This window comes from Acidimicrobiia bacterium, from assembly GCA_035651955.1.
In the GTDB taxonomy this organism is placed as follows: domain Bacteria; phylum Actinomycetota; class Acidimicrobiia; order IMCC26256; family JAMXLJ01; genus JAMXLJ01.
Genome location: DASRES010000056.1, coordinates 1 through 20,139, shown reverse-complemented (window position 1 = coordinate 20,139; position 20,139 = coordinate 1). Strand labels below are relative to the sequence as shown.

The 20,139-nt window shown below is 71.6% G+C and carries 27 protein-coding genes; 20 read left to right on the top strand and 7 right to left on the bottom strand.

Annotation, left to right across the window (positions count from 1 at the left end; all coding sequences use genetic code 11):
* From VFC33_12855 to VFC33_12815, 9 genes are all read left to right on the top strand, one after another.
* Positions 1–668: methyltransferase domain-containing protein (locus VFC33_12855; GenBank protein HZR14127.1), on the top strand; the 668-nt coding region annotated here is incomplete at its 5' end.
* Positions 620–1,027 carry a hypothetical protein gene (locus VFC33_12850; protein ID HZR14126.1) on the top strand — a complete coding sequence of 136 codons (408 nt, stop codon included), beginning with the start codon at positions 620–622 and terminating at the stop codon, positions 1,025–1,027. The genes VFC33_12855 and VFC33_12850, both read left to right, overlap by 49 nt.
* Positions 1,028–1,070: 43 nt before the next feature.
* Complete coding sequence (locus VFC33_12845; GenBank protein HZR14125.1) at positions 1,071–1,427, top strand: VOC family protein; 357 nt, start codon at positions 1,071–1,073, stop codon at positions 1,425–1,427.
* A gap of 43 nt (positions 1,428–1,470) precedes the next feature.
* A complete protein-coding gene (locus VFC33_12840) occupies positions 1,471–2,004 on the top strand; it encodes a pyridoxamine 5'-phosphate oxidase family protein (protein HZR14124.1) in 534 nt (177 codons plus the stop codon).
* A gap of 8 nt (positions 2,005–2,012) precedes the next feature.
* Entirely contained in the window at positions 2,013–2,759 is a 747-nt protein-coding gene (locus VFC33_12835; GenBank protein HZR14123.1) for a class I SAM-dependent methyltransferase, read from the top strand.
* A complete protein-coding gene (locus tag VFC33_12830; GenBank protein ID HZR14122.1) occupies positions 2,756–3,154 on the top strand; it encodes a hypothetical protein in 399 nt (132 codons plus the stop codon). The genes VFC33_12835 and VFC33_12830 overlap by 4 nt, the downstream gene beginning before the upstream one ends.
* Before the next feature lie 42 nt (positions 3,155–3,196).
* Positions 3,197–3,781 carry a sigma-70 family RNA polymerase sigma factor gene (locus VFC33_12825; protein ID HZR14121.1) on the top strand — a complete coding sequence of 195 codons (585 nt, stop codon included), beginning with the start codon at positions 3,197–3,199 and terminating at the stop codon, positions 3,779–3,781.
* Positions 3,778–4,545 carry an anti-sigma factor gene (locus VFC33_12820; GenBank protein HZR14120.1) on the top strand — a complete coding sequence of 256 codons (768 nt, stop codon included), beginning with the start codon at positions 3,778–3,780 and terminating at the stop codon, positions 4,543–4,545. The genes VFC33_12825 and VFC33_12820 overlap by 4 nt, the downstream gene beginning before the upstream one ends.
* A gap of 28 nt (positions 4,546–4,573) precedes the next feature.
* Positions 4,574–5,098 carry a hypothetical protein gene (locus tag VFC33_12815; GenBank protein ID HZR14119.1) on the top strand — a complete coding sequence of 175 codons (525 nt, stop codon included), beginning with the start codon at positions 4,574–4,576 and terminating at the stop codon, positions 5,096–5,098.
* A 4-nt stretch (positions 5,099–5,102) separates the two neighbouring features.
* On the opposite strand, the gene VFC33_12810 is transcribed toward VFC33_12815, so the two are convergent.
* The gene (locus VFC33_12810; protein ID HZR14118.1) at positions 5,103–6,623 is read right to left on the bottom strand and encodes an arylsulfatase; all 1,521 of its coding nucleotides are present in this window, start codon (positions 6,621–6,623) and stop codon (positions 5,103–5,105) included.
* Positions 6,624–6,653: 30 nt separating this feature from the next.
* The gene (locus VFC33_12805; GenBank protein ID HZR14117.1) at positions 6,654–7,085 is read right to left on the bottom strand and encodes a PilZ domain-containing protein; all 432 of its coding nucleotides are present in this window, start codon (positions 7,083–7,085) and stop codon (positions 6,654–6,656) included.
* 269 nt (positions 7,086–7,354) lie between these two features.
* On the opposite strand from VFC33_12805, the gene VFC33_12800 reads away from it, so the two are divergent.
* The 5 genes from VFC33_12800 (at position 7,355) to VFC33_12780 (ending at position 12,711) form a co-directional block, all read left to right on the top strand.
* The gene (locus VFC33_12800) at positions 7,355–7,567 is read left to right on the top strand and encodes a hypothetical protein (protein HZR14116.1); all 213 of its coding nucleotides are present in this window, start codon (positions 7,355–7,357) and stop codon (positions 7,565–7,567) included.
* Between the two features lie 102 nt (positions 7,568–7,669).
* Positions 7,670–9,343, top strand: a complete 1,674-nt coding sequence (locus VFC33_12795) for an MFS transporter (protein HZR14115.1) — start codon at positions 7,670–7,672, stop codon at positions 9,341–9,343.
* The gene (locus VFC33_12790) at positions 9,340–10,005 is read left to right on the top strand and encodes a cytidylate kinase-like family protein (protein HZR14114.1); all 666 of its coding nucleotides are present in this window, start codon (positions 9,340–9,342) and stop codon (positions 10,003–10,005) included. Before VFC33_12795 ends, VFC33_12790 begins: the two co-directional genes overlap by 4 nt.
* 91 nt (positions 10,006–10,096) lie before the next feature.
* A complete protein-coding gene (locus VFC33_12785) occupies positions 10,097–11,551 on the top strand; it encodes a hypothetical protein (protein ID HZR14113.1) in 1,455 nt (484 codons plus the stop codon).
* Positions 11,503–12,711 carry a phosphodiester glycosidase family protein gene (locus VFC33_12780; protein HZR14112.1) on the top strand — a complete coding sequence of 403 codons (1,209 nt, stop codon included), beginning with the start codon at positions 11,503–11,505 and terminating at the stop codon, positions 12,709–12,711. The genes VFC33_12785 and VFC33_12780 overlap by 49 nt, the downstream gene beginning before the upstream one ends.
* A gap of 40 nt (positions 12,712–12,751) precedes the next feature.
* Here VFC33_12780 and VFC33_12775 read toward each other — a convergent pair whose 3' ends face one another.
* The 3 genes from VFC33_12775 to VFC33_12765 all read right to left on the bottom strand — a co-directional run bounded on the left by VFC33_12775 (position 12,752) and on the right by VFC33_12765 (position 14,017).
* Positions 12,752–13,504: a hypothetical protein gene (locus tag VFC33_12775; GenBank protein HZR14111.1), complete on the bottom strand. Its 753-nt coding sequence runs from the start codon at positions 13,502–13,504 to the stop codon at positions 12,752–12,754.
* On the bottom strand, positions 13,501–13,824 hold the full coding sequence (locus VFC33_12770; GenBank protein HZR14110.1) for a hypothetical protein: 324 nt from the start codon (positions 13,822–13,824) through the stop codon (positions 13,501–13,503). Before VFC33_12770 ends, VFC33_12775 begins: the two co-directional genes overlap by 4 nt.
* Positions 13,825–13,885: 61 nt before the next feature.
* Positions 13,886–14,017: a hypothetical protein gene (locus tag VFC33_12765; protein ID HZR14109.1), complete on the bottom strand. Its 132-nt coding sequence runs from the start codon at positions 14,015–14,017 to the stop codon at positions 13,886–13,888.
* A 95-nt stretch (positions 14,018–14,112) separates the two neighbouring features.
* On the opposite strand from VFC33_12765, the gene VFC33_12760 reads away from it, so the two are divergent.
* From VFC33_12760 to VFC33_12745, 4 genes are read left to right on the top strand one after another with little or no spacing between them, the layout of a single operon-like run.
* Complete coding sequence (locus VFC33_12760; protein ID HZR14108.1) at positions 14,113–15,351, top strand: divalent metal cation transporter; 1,239 nt, start codon at positions 14,113–14,115, stop codon at positions 15,349–15,351.
* Positions 15,348–15,722, top strand: coding sequence for a hypothetical protein (locus VFC33_12755; protein HZR14107.1), 375 nt, complete (start codon positions 15,348–15,350; stop codon positions 15,720–15,722). Before VFC33_12760 ends, VFC33_12755 begins: the two co-directional genes overlap by 4 nt.
* Before the next feature lies 1 nt (position 15,723).
* Positions 15,724–16,035 (top strand): PRC-barrel domain-containing protein, encoded by a 312-nt coding sequence (locus VFC33_12750; GenBank protein HZR14106.1) that lies wholly within the window; start codon positions 15,724–15,726, stop codon positions 16,033–16,035.
* Complete coding sequence (locus VFC33_12745) at positions 16,023–16,199, top strand: hypothetical protein (protein HZR14105.1); 177 nt, start codon at positions 16,023–16,025, stop codon at positions 16,197–16,199. The genes VFC33_12750 and VFC33_12745 overlap by 13 nt, the downstream gene beginning before the upstream one ends.
* Before the next feature lie 8 nt (positions 16,200–16,207).
* Here the strand turns inward: VFC33_12745 and VFC33_12740 are convergent, their stop codons facing one another.
* Positions 16,208–16,654, bottom strand: a complete 447-nt coding sequence (locus VFC33_12740) for a cyclic nucleotide-binding domain-containing protein (GenBank protein HZR14104.1) — start codon at positions 16,652–16,654, stop codon at positions 16,208–16,210.
* 147 nt (positions 16,655–16,801) lie between these two features.
* The gene (locus VFC33_12735) at positions 16,802–18,397 is read right to left on the bottom strand and encodes a methyl-accepting chemotaxis protein (protein ID HZR14103.1); all 1,596 of its coding nucleotides are present in this window, start codon (positions 18,395–18,397) and stop codon (positions 16,802–16,804) included.
* 219 nt (positions 18,398–18,616) lie between these two features.
* On the opposite strand from VFC33_12735, the gene VFC33_12730 reads away from it, so the two are divergent.
* Complete coding sequence (locus VFC33_12730) at positions 18,617–19,762, top strand: ATP-binding protein (protein ID HZR14102.1); 1,146 nt, start codon at positions 18,617–18,619, stop codon at positions 19,760–19,762.
* Positions 19,763–19,889: 127 nt separating this feature from the next.
* The coding region (locus VFC33_12725; GenBank protein ID HZR14101.1) for a maleylpyruvate isomerase N-terminal domain-containing protein at positions 19,890–20,139 on the top strand (250 nt) is incomplete at its 3' end.

Genomic DNA, 20,139 nt, shown 5'->3' with positions numbered 1-20,139 from the left:
CGTTCCGGACGGTCCCGAGACACGTGTTCGTCCCGGACGCGTCGCTCGAACGCGCGTACTCCGCCGACCTCGCGATCGCGACGCGCACGACGGCAGACGGGATCCCGATCAGCAGCTCGAGCGCGCCGTCGATCATGAGCGTCATGCTCGAGCCGCTCGAGACCGCGCCGGGCATGCGCGTGCTCGAGGTCGGGACCGGGACCGGCTACAACGCCGCGATCCTCGCCGAGCTCGTCGGGCCGGCCGGCCACGTCACGACGGTCGAGCTCGACCCGTCGCTCGCGGCGACCGCGCGCGCCCGGCTCGCGGCCCTCGGCGCCACGGTCGACGTGCTGACGGGTGACGGTTGGGAGGGCGCGGCCCGGACGGCACCGTACGACCGCGTCATCGTGACGGCCGGGGTGAGCGACCTCTCGCGCGCGTGGGTCGAGCAGCTGCGCGACGGCGGTCGCCTGGTCGTCCCGCTGTGGCTCGGCCCGGGCCTGCAGCTCCCCGTCACGTTCGAGCGGTGTGGCGAACGTCTCGACAGCCGCAACGTGGATTGGTGCGGGTTCATGCCCCTCCGTGGCGAGCACGCGGGCGCCGACGCCAGGTCGTCGCCGGCGAATGGATCGTCGACATGGCGGACGGCACGGACGCCGACGCCGGCGTCTTGCGCGACCTCCTGACCGGCGCCACCAACCGCGAGCCCGCTCCGCAGCGGCCGCCGTTCTGGTTCGGCCGTCTCGCGCTCCGAGATCCCGAGACGGTGATGCTCGTCGGACGCGCGCAGTGGCGGCGCCGCGGCTGGGGCCTCTTCGACCGCTCGGGACGAAGCGTCGCGGTCGTCGTCGACGGCCAGGTGACGTGGGCGAGCGGTCCTGATGCGCGCGACCGGCTCCTGACGTTCCTCCGCTCGTGCACGCCGCTCGACATCCACGCGCTGACGATCCGAGCCGTGCCGTCGGCCGTCCCACCGCCGCGCGGGGACGCCACGATCGAGCGGGTCGAGCACACGTTCGTCGTGGAGGAGCGCGCGCCCGTGTGAGACCGTGAGTGCGCGCCGCCGCGACGCGCGGCAGACTCGTGTGATGCGGCCGGTCGGGGTGCACCACGTGTCGATCAACGTGTCCGACGTCGACGAGGCAGTCCGCTTCTACGTCGACGTGCTCGGTCTGACCCAGCGGGGGGACCGGCCGGAGCTCGGCATCGGCGGTGCGTGGCTCGACGCGGGTAGCCAGCAGGTCCACCTGCTCGAAGCGCCGCCACCGGCGAGCCGCGGACAGCACTTCGCCGTGCAGGTCGACGACCTGCCCGCGGTCGTCGCCGAGCTGCGGAGCCGCGGGATCGGCGTCAGCGACGCGTCGCGCGTCGGGACCGGGCTCCAGGCGTTCGTGAACGACCCGTCCGGCAACACCGTCGAGCTGCACCAGCCGAACGCGGTCTGACGCAGCGCCGATGAGTGCCGGCGCCTGCGAACGTCCAACGGTCATGGACGCTACGAACCTCGCCGACCTCTACTCGCTGCCACTGATCGACTGGTCGCTCGTCACGCAACGGCTCGACCAGGGGCTCACGCAGGCACCCGACAGCGGCGGGCCGAACCGTCACACGTGCTGGCTCGCGACGATCGACGCCGACGGCAGTCCGCACGTGACCGGCATCGGCGCGCTGTGGACCGAGGGGACGTTCTGGTTCGAGACAGGACCGGCGACCCGCAAGGCACGCAACCTCGCACGCGACCCGCGGTGCACCTTGAGCGTCGCGACGCAGCAGTTCGACCTCGTCGCCGAAGGCGAGGCGCACCGCGTCACCGACCGCGACACCGTTGCCACGATGGCAGCACGATGGGCCGCGGGAGGTTGGCCGGCGCGCGTCGACGACAGCGGCACGGCGCTCACCGCCGAGTTCAGCGCGCCGTCCGCGGGACCGCCCCCGTGGTTCGTCTACCGGATGACGTTGCACACTGCGACGGCGCTCGGCACGGTGGAGCCCGGCGGCGCGACACGGTGGCGGTTCGCGTGAGTCATCACGTGGATGCGGACGCCCTCCTGCGTTCACAGATCGACTACTACCGCGTGCACGCACCCCGATACGACGACTGGTGGGAGCGTCGCGGTTCCCACGATCTCGGCGCCGAGTTCAACGAGGCCTGGTTCGGAGAGGTCGAGCGGCTCTACGGCGCGCTCGACGAGTTCGGCCCGAGTGGCGACGTGCTCGAGCTCGCCGCCGGAACAGGCATATGGACGACTCGGCTCGCGTCGCACGCGTCGTCGATCACCGCCCTGGATGCGTCGGCCGAGACCTTGGAGCGCAACGCGCGCAAGCTGACGAACAGTGACGTGCCCGTCGAGTTCGTCACCGCGGACATCTTCACGTGGGTGCCGCACCGACCCTTCGACGTCGTGACGTTCGCGTTCTGGTTGAGCCATGTGCCGGAGACGCGCTTCGACGAGTTCTGGGACCTCGTCGGGCGCGCGCTGCGGCCCGGGGGCCGGGTCTTCTTCGCGGACAACGCCGCCCCGAGCGCGGCACAACCGACCCGCGGTCGCTTCGCGGTGCGTGACGGGATCGCCGAAGGTGTGAACAGCCTCACGGACCTGAAGAACGGGACGAGCATCCGGCGCGTCGCCGACGGGCGCACGTTCGAGATCGTCAAGGTGTACCGGGAGCCGGACGTGTTGCGCGCCCGGCTGGCGGGGCTCGGCTGGGACGTCACCGTGGCGACGACCGACTGGGCGTTCGTGTACGGCTTCGGGACGGTGCGGGAGCGCCGGTGACCATCGACGAAGCTGCGCGCCTCGCGCGTGCGCTTCCCGAGGTGACCGAGGGTGAGCGGCACGGGAACCGCACGTGGTTCGTCGCCGGCAAGGCGTTCGCGTGGGAACGCCCGTTCAGCAAGGCCGACCTGAAGCGCTTCGGCGACGAGACCCCACCCGACGGCCCGATCCTCGCCGTCCGCGTGGACGACCTCGGGGAGAAGGGAGCGGTCCTCGCGGCGAACCCGAAGGCGTTCTTCACGATCCCCCACTTCGACGGCTACGCCGCGGTGCTGATCCAGATGAAGAAGGTCACGAAGCGGCCGTTGCAGGACGCGCTGCTCGACGCCTGGCTCGCGTGCGCGCCCCCGAAGCTCGCCGAGGAGCACCTGGCACGCCGACGGCGAGCCGGCTGATCGCGGTCATCCGCGGCACGCACCGGCGACGAACACGTCGCGGTGAGCAGGGACGATCTCGGCGATGCGAGCGACGCGCGGCTCGTCGTCGCGATCGCACGGTTCCACGAGGAAGCGCTCGCGGAGGCGTACCGCCGGCACGGCGGCGCCGTGTTCGCGCTCGCCAACCGGCTCCTCGGTGACCGTGCGCTCGCCGAGGAGGTGGTCCAGGAGGTGTTCGTCCGGTTGTGGGACGACCCCGACCGCTTCGACGCCGACCGCGGCTCCCTGCGCTCCTTCCTCCTCGCGAACGCGCACGGCCGGAGCGTCGACCTCATCAGGTCGGAGACGTCACGCCGTCGCCGCGAGGAGCGCGACGCCCGTCTGACGGCGGAGTCCGGGTACGACGTCGAGCACGAGGTCTGGGACCTCGCCCTCGCGGAGCAGGTCCGCAGCGCGCTCGGCACGTTGTCGGTCGGCGAGCGGACCGCGATCGAGCTCGCGTACTTCGAGGGTCACACGTACCGGGAGGTGGCCCGGCTGCTGCACGAGCCCGAGGGCACGATCAAGAGCCGCATCCGCGCCGGGCTCGTCCGGCTGCGCGCGTCGCTCGCCGATGCCGGAATCGGTGGATCATGGACGGCGTGAGCTTCGAGGACGAGCAGGAGCTCCGGGAGCTCCTCGGCGCGTACGCGCTGGACGCCGTCGATCCCGACGAGCGCGAGCGCGTCGAGCGCTACCTCGAGGAGAACCCGCACGCCCGCGCGGAGGTCGGCGAGTTCCGCGAGCTCGCCGCCCTGCTCGCCCACGCGGGGACCGACGCGCCGGTGGGCGTGTGGGACCGGATCAGCGAGACGATCAACCGCGACCGTGGTGCACCGCCCGTCGCGCGCATCATGCCGCGCACCGAGCGACGATCGCGCGGGCGCACGGTCGCGTTGCGCGTCGCCGTCGCCCTCGCCGCCGCGGCCGCGATCGCGGCGGTCGTCCTGGGCGTGAAGGTGGCGCAACAGAGCAACCGCATCGACACGCTCACGCGCGCGGCCGGGCAGACGAACGCGTTGCGGCACGCGATGGACGTCGCGCGGTCGCAGCAGGGCGCACGCTCCGTCGTCCTGTCGGCGCCCGACGGGACGCACCGGGCACAGATCGTCTACCTGCCCGACGGGACGGGGTTCCTGTCCGCGACGGGCCTCGCGACGCTCCCCGACGGCCGCACGTACCAGTTGTGGGCGCTCGTCGGCGACGCGCAGCACCCGACCGCGATCTCGGCGGGCGTCCTCGGGGCGGCGCCCGGGGTCGCGGCGTTCCGCTACCGCGGCCCGGTGGTCGGGTTCGCGCTGACGGACGAGCGTGCGCCGGGCGTCGTGTCGTCGACGAATCAACCGGTCGCGGCCGGCCACGTCGACTGACGCGCCGCCCGTCGGCCAAGGTCGGGTCATGACAGATCCGAACTGGGCGGAACAGGTGACCGCGGTCGCGACCGCGGTCGGCGCGGTCGGCCTCGTGAGCACGCTCGGGCTCGTGGTGTTCGGGGCCCGTCAGGTCCGGGAGGCGCGCGAGACACGGCAGGCGGAGATGGCGGCCGACTTCCTGCGCCGGTGGGACGAGGACGCGCTGGTCGAGACACGCCGTCTCGTCGCGAGCTTCGCGGACGCCGACCAGCTCCGCGATGCGTTCGTCGGATACATCGCGGCGAACGCACCCGAGGCATACGTGCTGTATCGCGAGCTCGACTACTTCGAGCAGCTCGCCGCGCTCGAGGAGCTCGGCGCGTTCCACTCCGACCTCATCGACGCGCTGCTCGGCCGGCGGCTCGTCGATCGCTGGGAGCTGTGGAAGCCGTCGATCGACGCGATGGGCGAGAACGTCTACCCGATGTTCGCGTCACTGGTCGACAAGCTGCGCCGCCGTCACGGCTCATTGACACCTGAGTACCGCCAGACCACGCAGATCGCTCATTGAGCGGTCAGGCCGGCTTGTTGGGCCAGTCGCGGAACGTCTGCCGGTGGCGCGCGGTCTCCGCGATGATCGCGTCGATGTAGACGAGCTTGCGGATCATGTACGAGCGCGTCTCCTTCGGGTCCAGGTAGAGGTTGTAGAGCCGCCCGTACGCGTAGTTGCGCACCGAACCGGTGAACCCACCCGGGTTCAGCACGTCCGTGTCGTCGTCGCTGATCGACGTGAGCATGTACTTGTACTCGCCGACGCGCACCGCCGAGTAGTTGGCGGTGAGCCAGTAGTGCTGTGACTTCCGGTTCGACACCACCTCGAGCTCGTCCGCGGGCGCGAGGAGGAACGACGTCTGGTCCACGCTGTCGAGGTACCGGTCGGCGGGGAGCCGGTCGCCGGCGCCGGCCAGCGTCGCGGACGTCGCGAACAGGTCGAGCAGGTGCACGATGCCGTCACTCGTGCGGCCGGGCTCGACCATCCCCGGCCACGAGACGACCGCGGGGACCCGGACACCGCCCTCCCACGTCGAGCCCTTGGCGCAGCGGAACGGCGTGAACGCCGAGTCCGGCCACGTCTCCATCTCGGGACCGTTGTCGGACGAGATCACGACGAGCGTGGACTCCAGCTGGCCGGTGCGCTCGAGCGCCGCGACGAGCCGTCCGCAGATGTCGTCGAGCTCGACGAGCGCGTCCTTGTACGGGTGCTTCGCGGGCGAGCGGCCGAGGAAGTCGGGGTGCGGATAGTTGTCGAAGTGCGCGCCCCGCGTGCAGTGGTACAGGAACCACGGCCGGTCGGACGCGGCCATGCGCTCGACGAACTGCTCGGAGTACGCGCACCACTTGTCGTCGAGCAACGACAGCACGGGGATCGTCACCTCCTCGACGTCCTCGGCGTCACCGCCCCGCTGCGCGTGCACGAAGCACTTGTTGAAAGGGATGTTGCGCACCCACTCGGTGCGCGCGTCGCTGTACACGACCTCGGGGAAGAAGTAGGGGTCGCGCCACTCCGTGTACATGTCGGACACGCTGAGGAACCCGTAGAAGTCGTCGAAGCCGACGTGCTGCGGCTGGCTCTCGCGGTTCTCCCCCATGTGCCACTTGCCGACGGCCTGCGTCACGTACCCCGCGTCCGAGAGGAGCTGCGCGAGCGTGACCTCGCCGTGCAGGCCCCCCGGCATCCCGTACATCGGCGGGACGAGCAGCCCGTGCCGCATCGGGACACGGCCGGTCATGATCGACGCCCGCGTGGGCGTGCACGACGGCTCGCTGTAGCACGACGTCAGCACCAACCCGTCGCGCGCGAGACGGTCGATGTTCGGTGTCGGGGCGCCGACTGCGACGCCGCCGCCGTAGCACCCGAAGTCGCCCCACCCGACGTCGTCCATCAGGATCAGCAGGATGTTCGGGCGACGTCCGGCGCGCGCGACGAACGCGTCGAGCTTCTGGCGCGCAGCCTCCTCGCGTGCGGGGACCACGAAGCACGGCTCGCGGTTCGACGCGGGCGTGACGGTGTCGCCGACGATCGGGTCGACGGTCATGAGCCGGGGAGCGTAGAAGGTGCGGGCTCGCTACAGCACGTGGGCCGTGCGGCTCTGGCGGATGCGCGCGAACGTCATCACCAGGCTGTAGAGCTGCTCGACCTGCCGCGGCAGCAGCCGGTCGAACTTGATGCCGTACATCGTGCGCGCCGAGTCGGGGGCGACGCGGACGACGGTGCCGTAGAGCTGGAAGCGCTCGGCCGTCGCGACGCCGTCGAAGCGCACGAGGACCCGTTCGCCTGGCGCGAGGTCGTCGCCGACCGCCTCGACGCCCGCACCGGACGCGGAGAGGTCACGCAGATGGCAGCGCCGCCAGCCCGGTGTCGATGCGTCGGGGCGCAGCACGCGGATCTGCGCGCACGACTCCACCCGCGCCCGGAACGAGTCACGCCGGGCAAAGTCGACGGGCGCAAACGGGCCCGCACCCGTCGTGCTCGTGTCGAGCGTCGTGTCGCTGCCCACCGTTCGCCCCTGCCTCGTTGCGTTCGGCGCCGCTGGCGCTGCGCCACCGGCACGGAGAGAGTGCGCCTTCCCGGCCCGAAGGGCAATGGGCCGGGAGACCCATCGTGTCGCGATGGGTGGTGCGACGGGCGGGCGTCAGACGACGGAAAGCCGTCGGGCCGTCGCCGGCGGTTCACAGCCGTTTCCAAGCTCGGGTTCACCCCGCTCTCAGCCTCCGGGCCCACGCTCCGCGGGCACGTCCGACCCAGGACCGAGAGGAGGTGATGCTCATGCGTCCGGTGCACAAGATGGTCGCGGCAGGAGTCGTGTCCGCCGGCTTGCTGGTCGGAGGCGCGGTCGCGGCGAACGCGGCGACGAGCGGCTCGTCGCCGTCCACACCCTCGACACCCTCGACGACCTCGGGATCGTCGAGCTCGTCGCCGTCGGCACCGACCACACCGTCGACGGCGCCGCACGCGCACGGTCACTGCCCGAACATGTGAGACCGAAGGACGCACGCGACGTGATCTCCGACGCGCTCGGAGGTCGCGTCGCGTCCGGAGCGCCTGCCGGCGGCGGAAGCACCGTTCGCTAGCGTGCGTCGAGTGCAGGAGGCGGACGAGGTCGACGCGACCCGCTGGGTCACGCTCGCGATCTCGATCCTGTCCGCATTCATCGTCGTGCTCGACAACACGGTGCTCAACGTGTCGATCCCGACGATGCTGCGGGACCTCCACACGACGCTGCCGTCGCTCGAGTGGGTCATCACCGGCTACGCGCTGACGTTCGCCGCGCTCCTCATCATCGGCGGACGACTCGGCGACATCTACGGACACCGCCGCATCTTCATCATCGGCGCCGCGCTGTTCGGCGCCGGATCGCTGCTGGCATCGGTGTCGACGTCGGTCGGTCAGCTCATCCTGGGCGAGGCGATCATCGAGGGCGTCGGCGCGTCGCTCATGCTCCCCGCGACGCTCGCGATCCTCTCCAGCACCTTCCGGGGCGCTGAGCGCGCGGCCGCGTTCGCCGCGTGGGGCGCGACCGCGGGTGTCGCGGCCGCGGCCGGGCCGGTCGTCGGCGGGTTCCTGACCACCAACTACTCGTGGCGGTGGTCGTTTCGCATCAACGTGATCGTGGCGCCCGTCGCCGTCGTCGGCGCGCTGCTGTTCATGAAGCACGGCGGGCACCGAGGCGCGCGCGTCCGGATCGACGTGCCGGGGGCGATCCTCATCGCGGCCGGGATGTTCCTGCTCGTCTTCGGTCTGAGCGAGGGCGGCGTGTACGGGTGGTGGCGGCCGGCGAAGGACTTCTCGGTCGTCGGCAAGCTCGTGTGGCCCGCGACGCGTTCCCTGTCCGTGATCCCGGTCGTGTTCGTGGCCTCCGCGTTGATCCTCGCCGCGTTCGTGTGGCTCGAGGTCGTGAAGGACCGCGCCGGGCGAGATCCGCTGTTCCAGTTCGCGCACTTCCGCTTCAAGACGTACCGCTACGGGCTGCTCACGAGCATGGTGCTGGCGATGGGGCAACTCGGCATCAGCTTCGTGCTGCCCGTGTTCCTCCAGGACGGCAAGCACCTCAGCGCAGAGCGCAACGGTTTGTGGATGCTGCCGAGCGGCCTGTTCGTCATCGTCGGCGCGCAGACCGCGAGCCTGCTCATCCGCCGCTACGGGACGACGATCATCGTGCGCGTCGGTCTCGTGATGTACGCGGCCGGCATCGTGCTGATCCTGCGCGTCGTGAACCTGAACATCACCGTGTGGTCACTGCTGCCCGGGCTCGCGCTGTACGGTGCCGGGATCGGCTTCGCCGGCGCGCAGCTCACGAACGTGGTGCTCTCCGAGATCCCCTCGGAGAGCTCGGGCGTCGCAAGCGGCGCGAACACGACCATGCGACAGGTGGGAAGCGCGCTCGGCGTCTCGGTCATCGGCTCGTTGCTGACGGTGCAGAGCCTGCGCGCGGCGACGAGCCGCATTGCGTCGTCGTCGTTGCCCCGTACGGTGAAGCAGAGCGCGCTCGCCGGCGTGCACGCAGCGGGGACGGGCTACGTGCCGCCGCCGTCACTGTCCCCGAAGCACGCGTCCGTCGTCACCAGCGCGCTCGAGCACGGTGTCACGACGGGCACGCGCGTCGCGCTCGTCTTCGCGGTGGTCGTGATCGCGGCGGGAACGCTGATGTCGCTGCTCATCCCGCGCGACAAGCCGCACCGCGACGACCTACCGGTGGCGCCCGAGCCCTCGGGTGCGATCGAGCCCGACCCGGCCTCGATCGGAGATTTCGCATGAATGCCCGGCTGCTCACCGTGTCCGCGACGTACGGCGCGGGCGGCAGCGAGATCGCGCCGCTCCTCGCGCACACGCTCGGCCTGCCCTTCGCCGACCGGCTGACGAGCGTGCAGACGCTCCCGGCGATCCCGACGGAGCACGCGAGCGAGGACGAGCTCGCCGACACGCCGCGCAGCCGCTTCCTCGACGGACTCGCGCTCATCAGCGCGGACTGGAACATCCCGGCGCCGGCGGATGTGACGAAGCTCCCCGACCACGTGCGCACGCAGGTGCAGACCGGGCTGGAGGACCTGCTCGCGACGGGCGGCGCCGTGGTGCTCGGACGCGCTGCGGCGATCGCGCTGGGACGGCGGTCGTGCGTGTTCCACGTGCGTCTGGACGGCCCACCGGACCGCCGCGCGCAGCGTGGCGCGGCATGGGAGGGCATCGATCTCGCGACGGCGCGACGGCGGCTGGAAGAGACGGATTCGTCACGCGCGCGGTACGTGAAGCGTCTCTACCGGGTCGACCCCGCCGATCCCGCGCACTACCACCTCGTCGTGGACTCGACCGTCCTTTCGATCGACGCGTGCGTCGACCTCGTCGCGACCGCGGCCGAGGCCGCCTGGGCGTTCGACGAGCGTGAGCTCACCGAGCGCTCGCACCGCCGAACCGGCGGTTGACGCCAACCGAGCGCCAACGCTCGGCAAACGACCGTCGTTCACCGCCGACTCACACGTTTTTCACATTTCGCGGCCCGTACGGTGCCGGGCGATGGCGACGGTCGTCGTCGAACCCGAGCTTCGGAGGTCCGAGGGGCATGCGGACGCAACGCCCCGCACGCGCGCGCCGTCGCGGGGTGAGCTCGCCGCGCTCGCAGGGATCGCGGGCGCGGTCGTCGCCGGGACGATCCTCCGGTTGTGGGGGCTCGGCGCCGGTCGCCTGACGTACGACGAGAGCTTCACCGCGATGGTCGGCCGCCTCCCGATCACGCATCTCGTCTCGTACCTCGCGCACCACGACTCCCACCCGCCGCTCGACTACGTGCTGCGCGCCCCGCTCGCGCGCGCCGGCGTGAGCGAGCTGTGGTTCCGCATGCCGTCCGCGCTCTGCTCGATCGCGGCGCTCGCGCTGTTCGGTTGGTGGGTTCGCCACCGTGGTTTCGCCGGCGTCGTCGCGACGACCGCGATGGCGGTCAGCGCGTTCCAGCTCACCCACGGACGCGAAGCGCGCATGTACGCGGAGATGGAGCTGATCGGTGTCGGCGCCGCGGTCCTCGCCGACGCGTGGCTCCGCCGCCCGCGGCGCGGGCACGCGATCGCGATCGGCGCCGTCGTGTTCCTCGGCCTCATGACCCACGTCTCGGGATTCCTCCTCGGCGCGGGCATCCTCGCGTGCGCAGGCACGCGACGCGACCGCGACGCGTGGGAGTGGCGGGGCGCAATCGTCGCGGCTGGCGTCGCATGGGCGGCACTGTGGGGACCGACCTTCGCCGTCCAGGCGCGCGGTGGCCATTCCGACTGGATCCCCGCGACGTCCTTCCACGGGCTCGTCGACGCGCTCGGCCGTGCCGTCACCTTCCGCAGTGTCGCCTACGAGGTCGTGGTCCTGGCCGTCCTCGTCGGCGCGATCGCGATCCTGCGGCGCGACCGCACGCTCGGTCGCGTCTGGCTGTGCTGCTTCGCCGCGCCGGTCGCGGTCGGCGCGGCCGCGGGTCTCGCGCTCCCGGTCGTGATCGACCGGACGTTCACCGTCGTGTCGTGGGGACCGCTGCTCGCGATCGGCTTCGCGGTCGACGCGCTGGCGCGCCGACTGCGTGTCGCGGGCGCGTTCGCGTTCGTCGCGCTCCTGGCCGTGATGCTGCCGTCGACCGCGTACGCGTTGGCGACGCGCTCGGGGCCCGACGTCGCCATCCGCCACCTCCAGGCCGTCGTGCGGCCCGGCGACGTCGTCGCAGTGCGGCCGGCCTGGAAGGGCGTGGAGACCGAGTGGTCCCTCGGCGTGCGGGGTCGCGAGTCGTTCCGGACCGTTCGGATCGGCGTTGCTCCGGGCGCGGAGTCGCGCATCGTCGGTGGGGCGCCGGTCAGCGGGCGCGTCTGGGTCCTCGATTGGCACCACTACGCACTCCCGAACACGACGCCGTGCGCGCCGACGTGGCAGCGCGGCACGAGCAGGATCGAATGTCTGCGCGTACCGACGAGCTCGATCGCGATACCGCGGACGGGCTGACCCGCCGCGCGCGCGGCGACGAGCGCCGGCATCGCACACGCCGGCGGATCCTGCTCGCGGCCGCCGCCGCGACCGCGATGGTGCTCGTCACCATCGGGGTGTCGCTCACGCGCGCGCTGACCGCACCCGGCGGTGACCCCGTCGGCGTGAAGTTCGTCGAGTGGGTGCGCGACCACGGCGGTGGCGGGGTCGCGGATGTCCTCGAGAACTGGTGGTACTCGCACCACGCGCCGCGTGTCGGTGGACGACCCCGTCACGGCATCCCGCGCGCGGCGCGACCCGACCCGCCGCCGAGCGCACCGGTCTCGACCCCGCCGCCGACGATCCCCGCCCCGCGCCCGGGCCCCGTTCCACCGCTCGCGTCGCCGGCACTGCCGGGCGAGGGCGTCTGGCAACCGACAGGGAAGCTCGTGCACGGTGATGCGGCGGTGTACGAGACGTTCCTGCGACCCGACGCGGTGCACACGAGCTTCCTCGCGGGCCTCGTCTGGATGGACATGCACCTGCTGCGCGCCACGCTCTACAACGGCCTGCAGGTGCCGGGCGGCGGACCGTGGTTCCACGGCGCGTTCGTCGCACCATCCGACTATCCGTCGCTCGTCGCGGCGTTCAACGGCGCGTTCCGGATCGGCGATTCGCGCGGTGGCTACTACACCGAGGGACGGACCGTCGCGCCGCTCGTGGACGGGCGCGCGTCCCTGGTGATCACACGGGACGGGAGCGCGACGGTCGGCGTGTGGGGACGGGACGTGACAATGTCACCCGACGTCGCCTCCGTGCGCCAGAACCTCGACCTCATCGTGGACGGCGGCCAGCCCGTCCCCGGCCTGCTCGCGAACGACCACGCGCAATGGGGCCACACCGTCGGTGGGAAGGTGTTCGTGTGGCGCTCGGGCGTCGGCGTCGACCGCGCCGGCAACCTCGTCTACGTCGCGGGCCCGGCGATGGACATCGAGTCGCTCGCGCGCGTGCTCGCCGACGCGGGATGCGTGCGCGCGATGGAGCTCGACATCAACTCGGAGTGGGTGAGCTTCTACACGTACGCCGGATCGACGCCCGCGGACATCCGCGGCATCAAGCTGCTCGGCAGCATCCAGCGCCCGAGCGACCGGTACCTGCACGAGGGCACGCGGGACTTCGTCACCCTCTCCGCACGGTGAGGTCGCGCCAGGCCGCGGCACCGCGGCCGAGGCCGCGCGCTCAGTGTTTCAGGTCGGCGACGACCTTCTTCGCGTCCGTGGCGGCCTGTCCGAGCGCCTGGCGTGCCGTCTTGAGATCGGCCCGTGCGGCCTGCATCGCGGCGACGTTCCCGCTCATGTCCTGCGCGGGGACGAGACCCGGCACGGCCGCGACGTGACTCGTCAGGTTGGGCACGGTTCCCAACGTCGAGTCGAACGACGCCAACGCGTGGTCCATCGCCGTCAGGTCGGCCTGTGCCTGCGCGTTCCCGCCGACGAGCCCCGTCAGCGTCTGCGCGACCGATGCCAGCTTGCCCCGCGCGACGCCGAGATGATCGGCCTCCTCGACGATGCGCGACTGCGGGACGCGCAGCCAGTAGACGCGGTAGCCGGCGAAGATCGTCGCGACGTCGGCGCGCAGCCCTTCGCGCGTCGGATAGCACGACGACTGGATCCGCTGGTCGAGCGCCACGAGGTTGCTCTTCGCGTTGGCCAGCGTGCTCAGCAGGCCGCTGTTCACGCCCCACGGGTCCTGCGCACCCGTGAGCGCGGACGACAACGTCGTCAACGTGGTCTCCCGCCGCGCGGCCTCGGCATGACCGCGCGAGCGAAGGTCGGCGAACGCGGGGGGACATCCGTTCGAGCTCGGTGTCGTCGCGTTGGTCGAGCGCACCGGCGGGACCGGGCGCGCGCCGGCCGGCGCGGCCAGCAGCGTCGCGACCGCGACGCCCGCGGCGACGAACGCACCGGCACTCGAGAGCAATCTCCTGCTCACGGTGCGGTCCCCTCCTGGCTCGCGTCGGGGTTGGTCTGGCCCGCGGCGCCGTCAGCCTGGCTCAGGAGCTGGTCGACGCTCGAGAGCTGCTCGTTCGCGCCCGACAGCGCGGCCGCGGCCCCGGGTGCCTGCGCGGCGCTCGGCGCGTGCGCGCCTGATCCCGCGGTGGGGACCGCGGCGGCACCTCGTGAGGTCGTGGTGAGGGGCGTGCCGTGCGTCGCGTGACTGCCCGCGCCGCTCCCGCCACCGCACGCTCCGGCCGCGACGACGAGCAGGGCACCCGCGACGGCGAGGGCCGCGCGACGCAGTCCTGTCCGCATGCGTCAGCCATCGGCACGCGACCAACGCGCCTTCGTCAACGAATCGTCAAATCTTGGCCCGTCAGCGCAGCAGGCTGGCGCGTGCCCCTCCCGTCGCGAGGAGGAGGGCGAGCGCACCGGCACACAACGCGACGACGACCACGACACACAGCCAGACGGGCCACGTGTCCGGATCGAACCGTTCAGCGCGCATCGACGTGGACCTCAGGCTCCGACATCCGCACCGAACATCCCCCGCGCGCGATGTGCCGAGCATGAGAGGCACACACGAACGGGTAGCCACATGCGGTGAGGACCGGCCCCCGACGCGCGAGCGGTCTCGCGCTCGGCGTGCTGGCCGGGATCGGCGGGTTCGTGGACTTCGGCGGCGTCATCACGTCGACCCAGAGCGGCGCGCGCTTCCACACCGCGCTGCTGTGGACGCTCCTCCCGGGAATCATCGGTTTCGCGGTGTTCGCGGAGATGTCGGGGCGGATCACGATCTCGACCGGTCGGACGACGTTCGACGTCATCCGCGACCGCCTCGGCGGCCACCTCGCACTCGTCCCGCTCGTCGCGACCGGGCTCGTGAACATCCTGACGCTCGCGGTCGAGATCGCGGGCATGGCGCTCGCGGTCCGGATCGGTCTGAAGCTGCCCGTCCCGCTCCTCGCCGCGCTGTTCGCGATCGCCGTTCTCGTCGTGCTCTGGCGGGCCGGGTTCGACCTGCTCGACAACACCGCCGCGATCCTCGGACTGACGATGCTCGTCACAGTCGCGGCGATGATCGAGCTCGCGCCGCGCTACTCGCACGTCGCCGTCGCGCTCGCTCACCCCGACGCGCGCACGACGCATCCCGCCGCCCTGTACGCGTTCACCGTCGTCTCGTTGCTCGGCGCGTACATGACGCCCTACCAGTTCGAGTTCTACTCGTCGGGGGCGATGGAGCAGGCGTGGACGGGCGACGATCTGGTCACGAACCGGATGAGCGCGCTCGTCGGCACCTCGTGCGGCGGGCTGATCACGCTTGCGCTCATGGTCACGGCGGCCGTCACGCTGTTCCCCGGCCACGACGTGAAGACGCTGCTCGATGCGGCCCGCCCGACCCGGGACGCGTTCGGTACGGCGGGCGTCGCGATCTTCGCGTTCGGCACGTTCGCCGTCTCCGCGGGAGCCGCGCTCGAGACCGCGCTCGCCGGCAGCTACGGCGTGTGCCAGTTCTTCGGGTGGGACTGGGGCAAGCGGCAACGCCCGCGTGAGGTGCCGATGTTCCACCTCGCGATCCTGCTCGAATGCGTCGTCGCGGTCGCCGTCGTCGCAACCGGCGTCGACCCCATCCGGCTCACGGTCGTCACGATGGCCCTCGCGGCGTTCGCGTTGCCGTTCACGTTCGGGCCGTTGCTCATCGTCGCGAACGACCCGGAGTACGTCGGCGACCAGACGAACACCCGCGCCGGGAACGCGGTCGCGCTCGTCGTCTTCGCGATGCTCGCGGTCGTGACGATCGTGACGATCCCGCTCCTCGTCATCACGCGAGGCGGGTCGTGATCGCCCGGCGCCGGGTCGAGCTCGGCAAGCACGTCCTCGACAAGGAGATCGTCGACGCGGACGGGCTGCGCTGCGGCAAGGTGGACGACCTCGTGCTCGACGTCCCGGACGACGGATCGGGGCCCACCGTCCGAGCGATCCTGACCGGCCCCCTCGCGTTCGCCGGGACGCTCGGCGCTCCCGCGGTCCGGGTCGCGCGCGTGCTCTACCGCCTGGTCGGGCTGCGCGCCCCGAAGCCCGTCGAGATCGCATGGGACCACGTCGCGGCCATCGACGTCGTCGTGCACCTCGACCTCCACACCGCCGACACGGAGGTGCAGACCATCGCCGACCACGCTCGTCGTCTCGTCGCGCGCGTCCCGGGAGCCTGACGTGCGTGTCCGGCTGCACGATCTCCTCGGCCGTCGGGTCGTCGACTGCGAGCGACGGCGACTCGGCCGTGTGGTCGACGTGCGCGCGTCGCGACACGAGGACGAGTTGCGGGTCGACGCATTGCTCGTCGGGACGCGAGCCGGTCTCGCGCGCGTGATGCAGACCCGCTGGGTCGAGCGCCGGCGGCTGCGCGTGACGGTGCCCTGGGAGCACGTGGACGCGCTCGACGACCCGATCCGACTGTCGATCACGGCGCACGACGTCCGCGAGATCGACGCGCGACTCGACGAGGAGCTCGGGTGGACGCAATGACCTGGGCCTGCACCGGGCTCGTCGTGACGGTCGTCGTCGCGTTCGCGGCGTACGTCCTCGAGCTGCGGCAACGTCCGGCCGCGGGCCGGACCAAGCTGCCCCGCTTCGACCGCTTCGGCGAGCAGCTCGGCCGGGCCGAGGCCGAGCCGCCGCGACGCGCCTGAGCGAGCGGCTACGCGGAGACCGCGTCTCCGGCGACGCGCACCTGGTTCGCCGCCGACAGCCGCGCCGACACCTCACGCATCACCGCCCGTGCGAACGTCGGCGCGCGTTCCATCACCCGGTCGAGCTGCGAGGCCGGGATCACGCGGACGCGCATGTCGTCGCGCGCCACGACGGTGGCCGAGCGCGGCGCGCGCTGCACCACGCCCATCTCGCCGACGGTCTCGCCGGGACGGATCGTGGCGACGCGGCGGCCGTGCACGAGGACCTCGGCTCGACCGGACTCCACGATGATGCAGTCGAGCGAGAGCCGGCCCTGCTCGCACAGCATCGACCCGGCGGGCACGTCGACGACTCGACTCGCACTCCCGATCGTCTCGAGCTCCGAGCGCGGACAGCCGTCGAGCACTCCGACGGGTTGGACCGCAGGCCCGAGCTCGCGTCGCGTCCTGAACAAGCGCACCCCTCCCTCGCGCGTGGGTCTCCACGTTCCTCCCCGGTGGCGACCACGACAATGACGGTCGTCACCGGGGCGCGATGACTGCGGTCACCGCGCCGGTTCGCGCGACGAGGACGCAACGGAGACGCGACGAAGGCTCGAGCGTCAATAGGTGAACTCGCCGACCAGCGCGTTGAGCTCCTGCGCCATGCGCGACAGCTCCGTCGCCGCCTGCTGGGTCGAGCCGACCCCGTCGGCGGTGCTGTGCGCGGCCTGTGCGACGCCGGTGATGTTCTGCGCGATCTCGCTCGTTCCCTTGGCGGCCTCGGACACGTTGCGGCCGATCTCGTTCGTCGTCGCCGCCTGCTCCTCGACTGCGCTCGCGATCGTGTTCTGGATGTCGTTGATCCGGTTGATCACGTCGGTGATCTCCTGGATCGACACGACCGCGTCCTGCGTGTCGCCCTGGATCGCCTCGATGCGGCGCGAGATGTCCTCGGTGGCGCGCGACGTCTCGTTCGCGAGCTCCTTCACCTCGTTCGCGACCACGGCGAACCCCTTGCCCGACTCACCGGCGCGGGCGGCCTCGATCGTCGCGTTGAGCGCGAGCAGGTTCGTCTGCTCGGCGATCGAGGTGATCACCTTGACGACGTTGCCGATCTCGATGCTCGACTCGCCGAGTCTCGTGACGTTCGCGTTCGTCACCGCGGCCTTCTCGACGGCCTCCGTCGCGACACGGGCGGCGTCCGATGCGTTGTGGGCGATCTCGCGGATCGACGCGGTCATCTCCTCGACCGCGGTCGCGACCGACTCGACGGATCGGCTCACCTGCTCGCTCGCCGCCGACACGACGTTCGACTGGGCGGAGGTCTCCTCCGCGTTGGAGCCCATCTGCGTGGACACCGCCATCAGCTCCTCGGAGGCCGAGGCGAGGGTCTCCGAGTTCTGCGCGATGGACCCGAGCGCGCTGCGCAGGTTCTCGACGGCCGTGTTGAGCGACTGCGCCATGCGCGCCGTCTCGTCCGAGGTGCGGACGTCGAGCTCCTTGGTGAGGTCCTTCGCCGCGAGCGCATCGAGGCTCTCGACGCTCGCGCCGAGCGGCCGCGCGATGCCACGCGCGATCACGAACCCGAGACCGGCGGCCAGACCCACGCCGAGCACGATCAGCAGGACGGTGAACGTGCGGGCACTCGACTGCGTGCTGTCCGCCGCGGTCATCGCGGCCTTGGCCTGGTTGTCCTGGATCGTGACGAGCTTGTCGAACGCGTCGTTGATGTTGTTGAAGAGGGGAAGGATCTGCGACGTGCGCAGCGAGTCGAACGCCGCCGCGTCGCCCGCACGGAGCAGCGGCATCGCCTTCGACTGCGCGATGTCCTTGTAGCTCGACCAGTTCGACGAGATCGTGTCGAAGAGCGAGCTCTCCTGCGCCGAACCGTGACCGTTCGCGGCCTTGAACGCGGCGAGTGCCTCGTCCGCGCCCTTCGCCTCGGCGTTCCACGCCGACAGCGACTGGTCGACCGCCGGGCCCGTCTGCGTCACCGCGACCACGAGGTCGAAGCGGCTCTGCAGCATCCCCTCGCGCGCGTCGGAGATCCGAGCGAGCGGCGTGAAGCTGCCGCTGTAGATCGCCTTGCCCTTCGCGGCGATGGAGCTCTGCTGCGTCATGCCGAAGACGCCGACGACTGCGACCACCGCGGCGATCGCCAGGAAGGACGTCATCAGCTTCGTACGAACCGACCGGAACCGGAGGCTTCGCGCCACGACACGTGCCTTTCGAGTCTTCCGCCGCTTGGAAGAGCGTTTCTTGGTCGACCGCCGCGAAACGTGAGATACGTCGTCACGCCGAGGCTCGACTTGAGCGCGAACCGACGCCGCCGCGCTCCGTCGGCGGTCCGGCCAGGGTCGACACGCGCTGTAGCGTCTCGGCGGCGACCAACGGGGTCTCGACGGCCTCCGCGGGAGCTCTCGAAAGGACCGCCCGTGTCGCGATCCGGCGACGACCGCTCGTCTTCGGCGCAGTTCGACGTCGACCTCGCCGGCAGCCGGCTCGTGCTCGAACGCGTGGACGGCGCCGTCCTCGCTGAGCGCGACCCGCTCATGCTCGACGCGGCATCCGCGCGAGATCTCGCGTTCTTCCTGCCGCGTGTGCTCGCCGAGGACGGTGCCGTCGTCCGTAGGCCGGTCGTCGTGCTCAGGGACGGCGTCCGGCATCGCGCGCACGTGACCGTGACGCACGTCGGTGGCGGGCAGTGGCGTCTCGACGTCGACGAGGTGCGCGCGATCGACGACACGACGGCCGAGAGCGAGCCGATCGACCCGCGCCTCGCCGACCTGTCCACCATGGTGTGGCTCACCGACGCCGACCGCCTCGCGCGATGGTTCAACCCGGCGTGGGTCGAGTTCGTCGGGCGCGGGCTCGAGGAGCAGCTCGGGTGGGGTTGGATGCAGCGCGTCCATCCGGACGATCTCGGATCGCTGCTCGACGCGTACGAGTCCGCGCAAGAGGATCGCCGGTGCTTCGAGCACCTCGCGCGCGTCGCAGATCGCGACGAGCAGTACCAGTGGGTCCTGACCCGTGCCGCTCCCCGTCTCGCGGCCGACGACCGCTTCGAGGGGTTCGTCGGGATGTGCGAGGTGCTCTCGGGCGACGAGGCGGACCGGATCCGTCGGCTGCCGCGGGTCGCGGACCTCTATCCGGCCGACGCGCTCGACGGTCTTCCGGTCACCCGCGTCGTGGAGCGGCTCGCGCGGCTCGGTACCGCGCTCGAGGTGTCGCGGCCGGCTGCCGTCGCGGAGGCGGTCCTGCTGCGCAAGCTCGCGTCGCGCTGGATCCTCCAGCACGACTCGCTCGCGGCGCGCCACGACGAGATGGTCCTCGCGGTGGGTGAAGCGGCCGCGAACGCGGCCGTGCACGCGTACCCGGACGGTGAGGGTCGGGTCGAGCTGCAGTGCGACCTCGGCGCGTCGGCCGTGACGCTGCGCGTACGGGACTGGGGCACGTGGCGGGAGCCCACTCCGGGACGGGACAGCCGCGGGCTGGTGATCATGGACGCGTTGACCGACCACCTCACGCTGCATCGCGGCGCGGCCGGTACCGAGGTCGTGCTCGGCTACGACGTGTCCTGAACGCCGCGGTCAGCGCGGGTCGCGTCGCTTCGGACGGCGCGAACGCCGCGGCACCCGGGCAGCCGGATCGGACGCGACCGCGACACCCGCCTTCAGCCGGCCGAGCACGAGGCCGCACGCCGCCTCCATGAATTGGCCCGTCGTGCACCTGGAGCGCAAGGCCCTCGCCGCCGAGCTGGCCGGGCTCCGCGACGACCGGTGGGACCGAGCGTCGCTGTGCGACAGGTGGAGCGTTCGTGACGTGCTCGCCCACATGACCGCGACCGCCGAGATGACCGGTCCAAGGTTCTCCGCCAAGCTGATCGGGTCCGGCTTCAGCCTGACGAGACTGCAGACCAAGGACATCGCGCGCAGCCGCGGCGCGACGCCGGCCGACA

What these genes read in the sequence shown, in the direction of transcription:
- VFC33_12770 (HZR14110.1), bottom strand. Translation starts at nt 13,824, where the DNA reads ATGCGGACAGGACTGCGTCGCGCGGCCCTCGCCGTCGCGGGTGCCCTG.
- VFC33_12840 (HZR14124.1), top strand. Translation starts at nt 1,471, where the DNA reads ATGGACGCTACGAACCTCGCCGACCTCTACTCGCTGCCACTGATCGAC.
- VFC33_12790 (HZR14114.1), top strand. Translation starts at nt 9,340, where the DNA reads ATGAATGCCCGGCTGCTCACCGTGTCCGCGACGTACGGCGCGGGCGGC.
- VFC33_12780 (HZR14112.1), top strand. Translation starts at nt 11,503, where the DNA reads ATGTCTGCGCGTACCGACGAGCTCGATCGCGATACCGCGGACGGGCTG.
- VFC33_12765 (HZR14109.1), bottom strand. Translation starts at nt 14,017, where the DNA reads ATGCGCGCTGAACGGTTCGATCCGGACACGTGGCCCGTCTGGCTGTGT.
- VFC33_12785 (HZR14113.1), top strand. Translation starts at nt 10,097, where the DNA reads ATGGCGACGGTCGTCGTCGAACCCGAGCTTCGGAGGTCCGAGGGGCAT.
- VFC33_12800 (HZR14116.1), top strand. Translation starts at nt 7,355, where the DNA reads ATGCGTCCGGTGCACAAGATGGTCGCGGCAGGAGTCGTGTCCGCCGGC.
- VFC33_12810 (HZR14118.1), bottom strand. Translation starts at nt 6,623, where the DNA reads ATGACCGTCGACCCGATCGTCGGCGACACCGTCACGCCCGCGTCGAAC.
- VFC33_12850 (HZR14126.1), top strand. Translation starts at nt 620, where the DNA reads ATGGCGGACGGCACGGACGCCGACGCCGGCGTCTTGCGCGACCTCCTG.
- VFC33_12845 (HZR14125.1), top strand. Translation starts at nt 1,071, where the DNA reads ATGCGGCCGGTCGGGGTGCACCACGTGTCGATCAACGTGTCCGACGTC.
- VFC33_12815 (HZR14119.1), top strand. Translation starts at nt 4,574, where the DNA reads ATGACAGATCCGAACTGGGCGGAACAGGTGACCGCGGTCGCGACCGCG.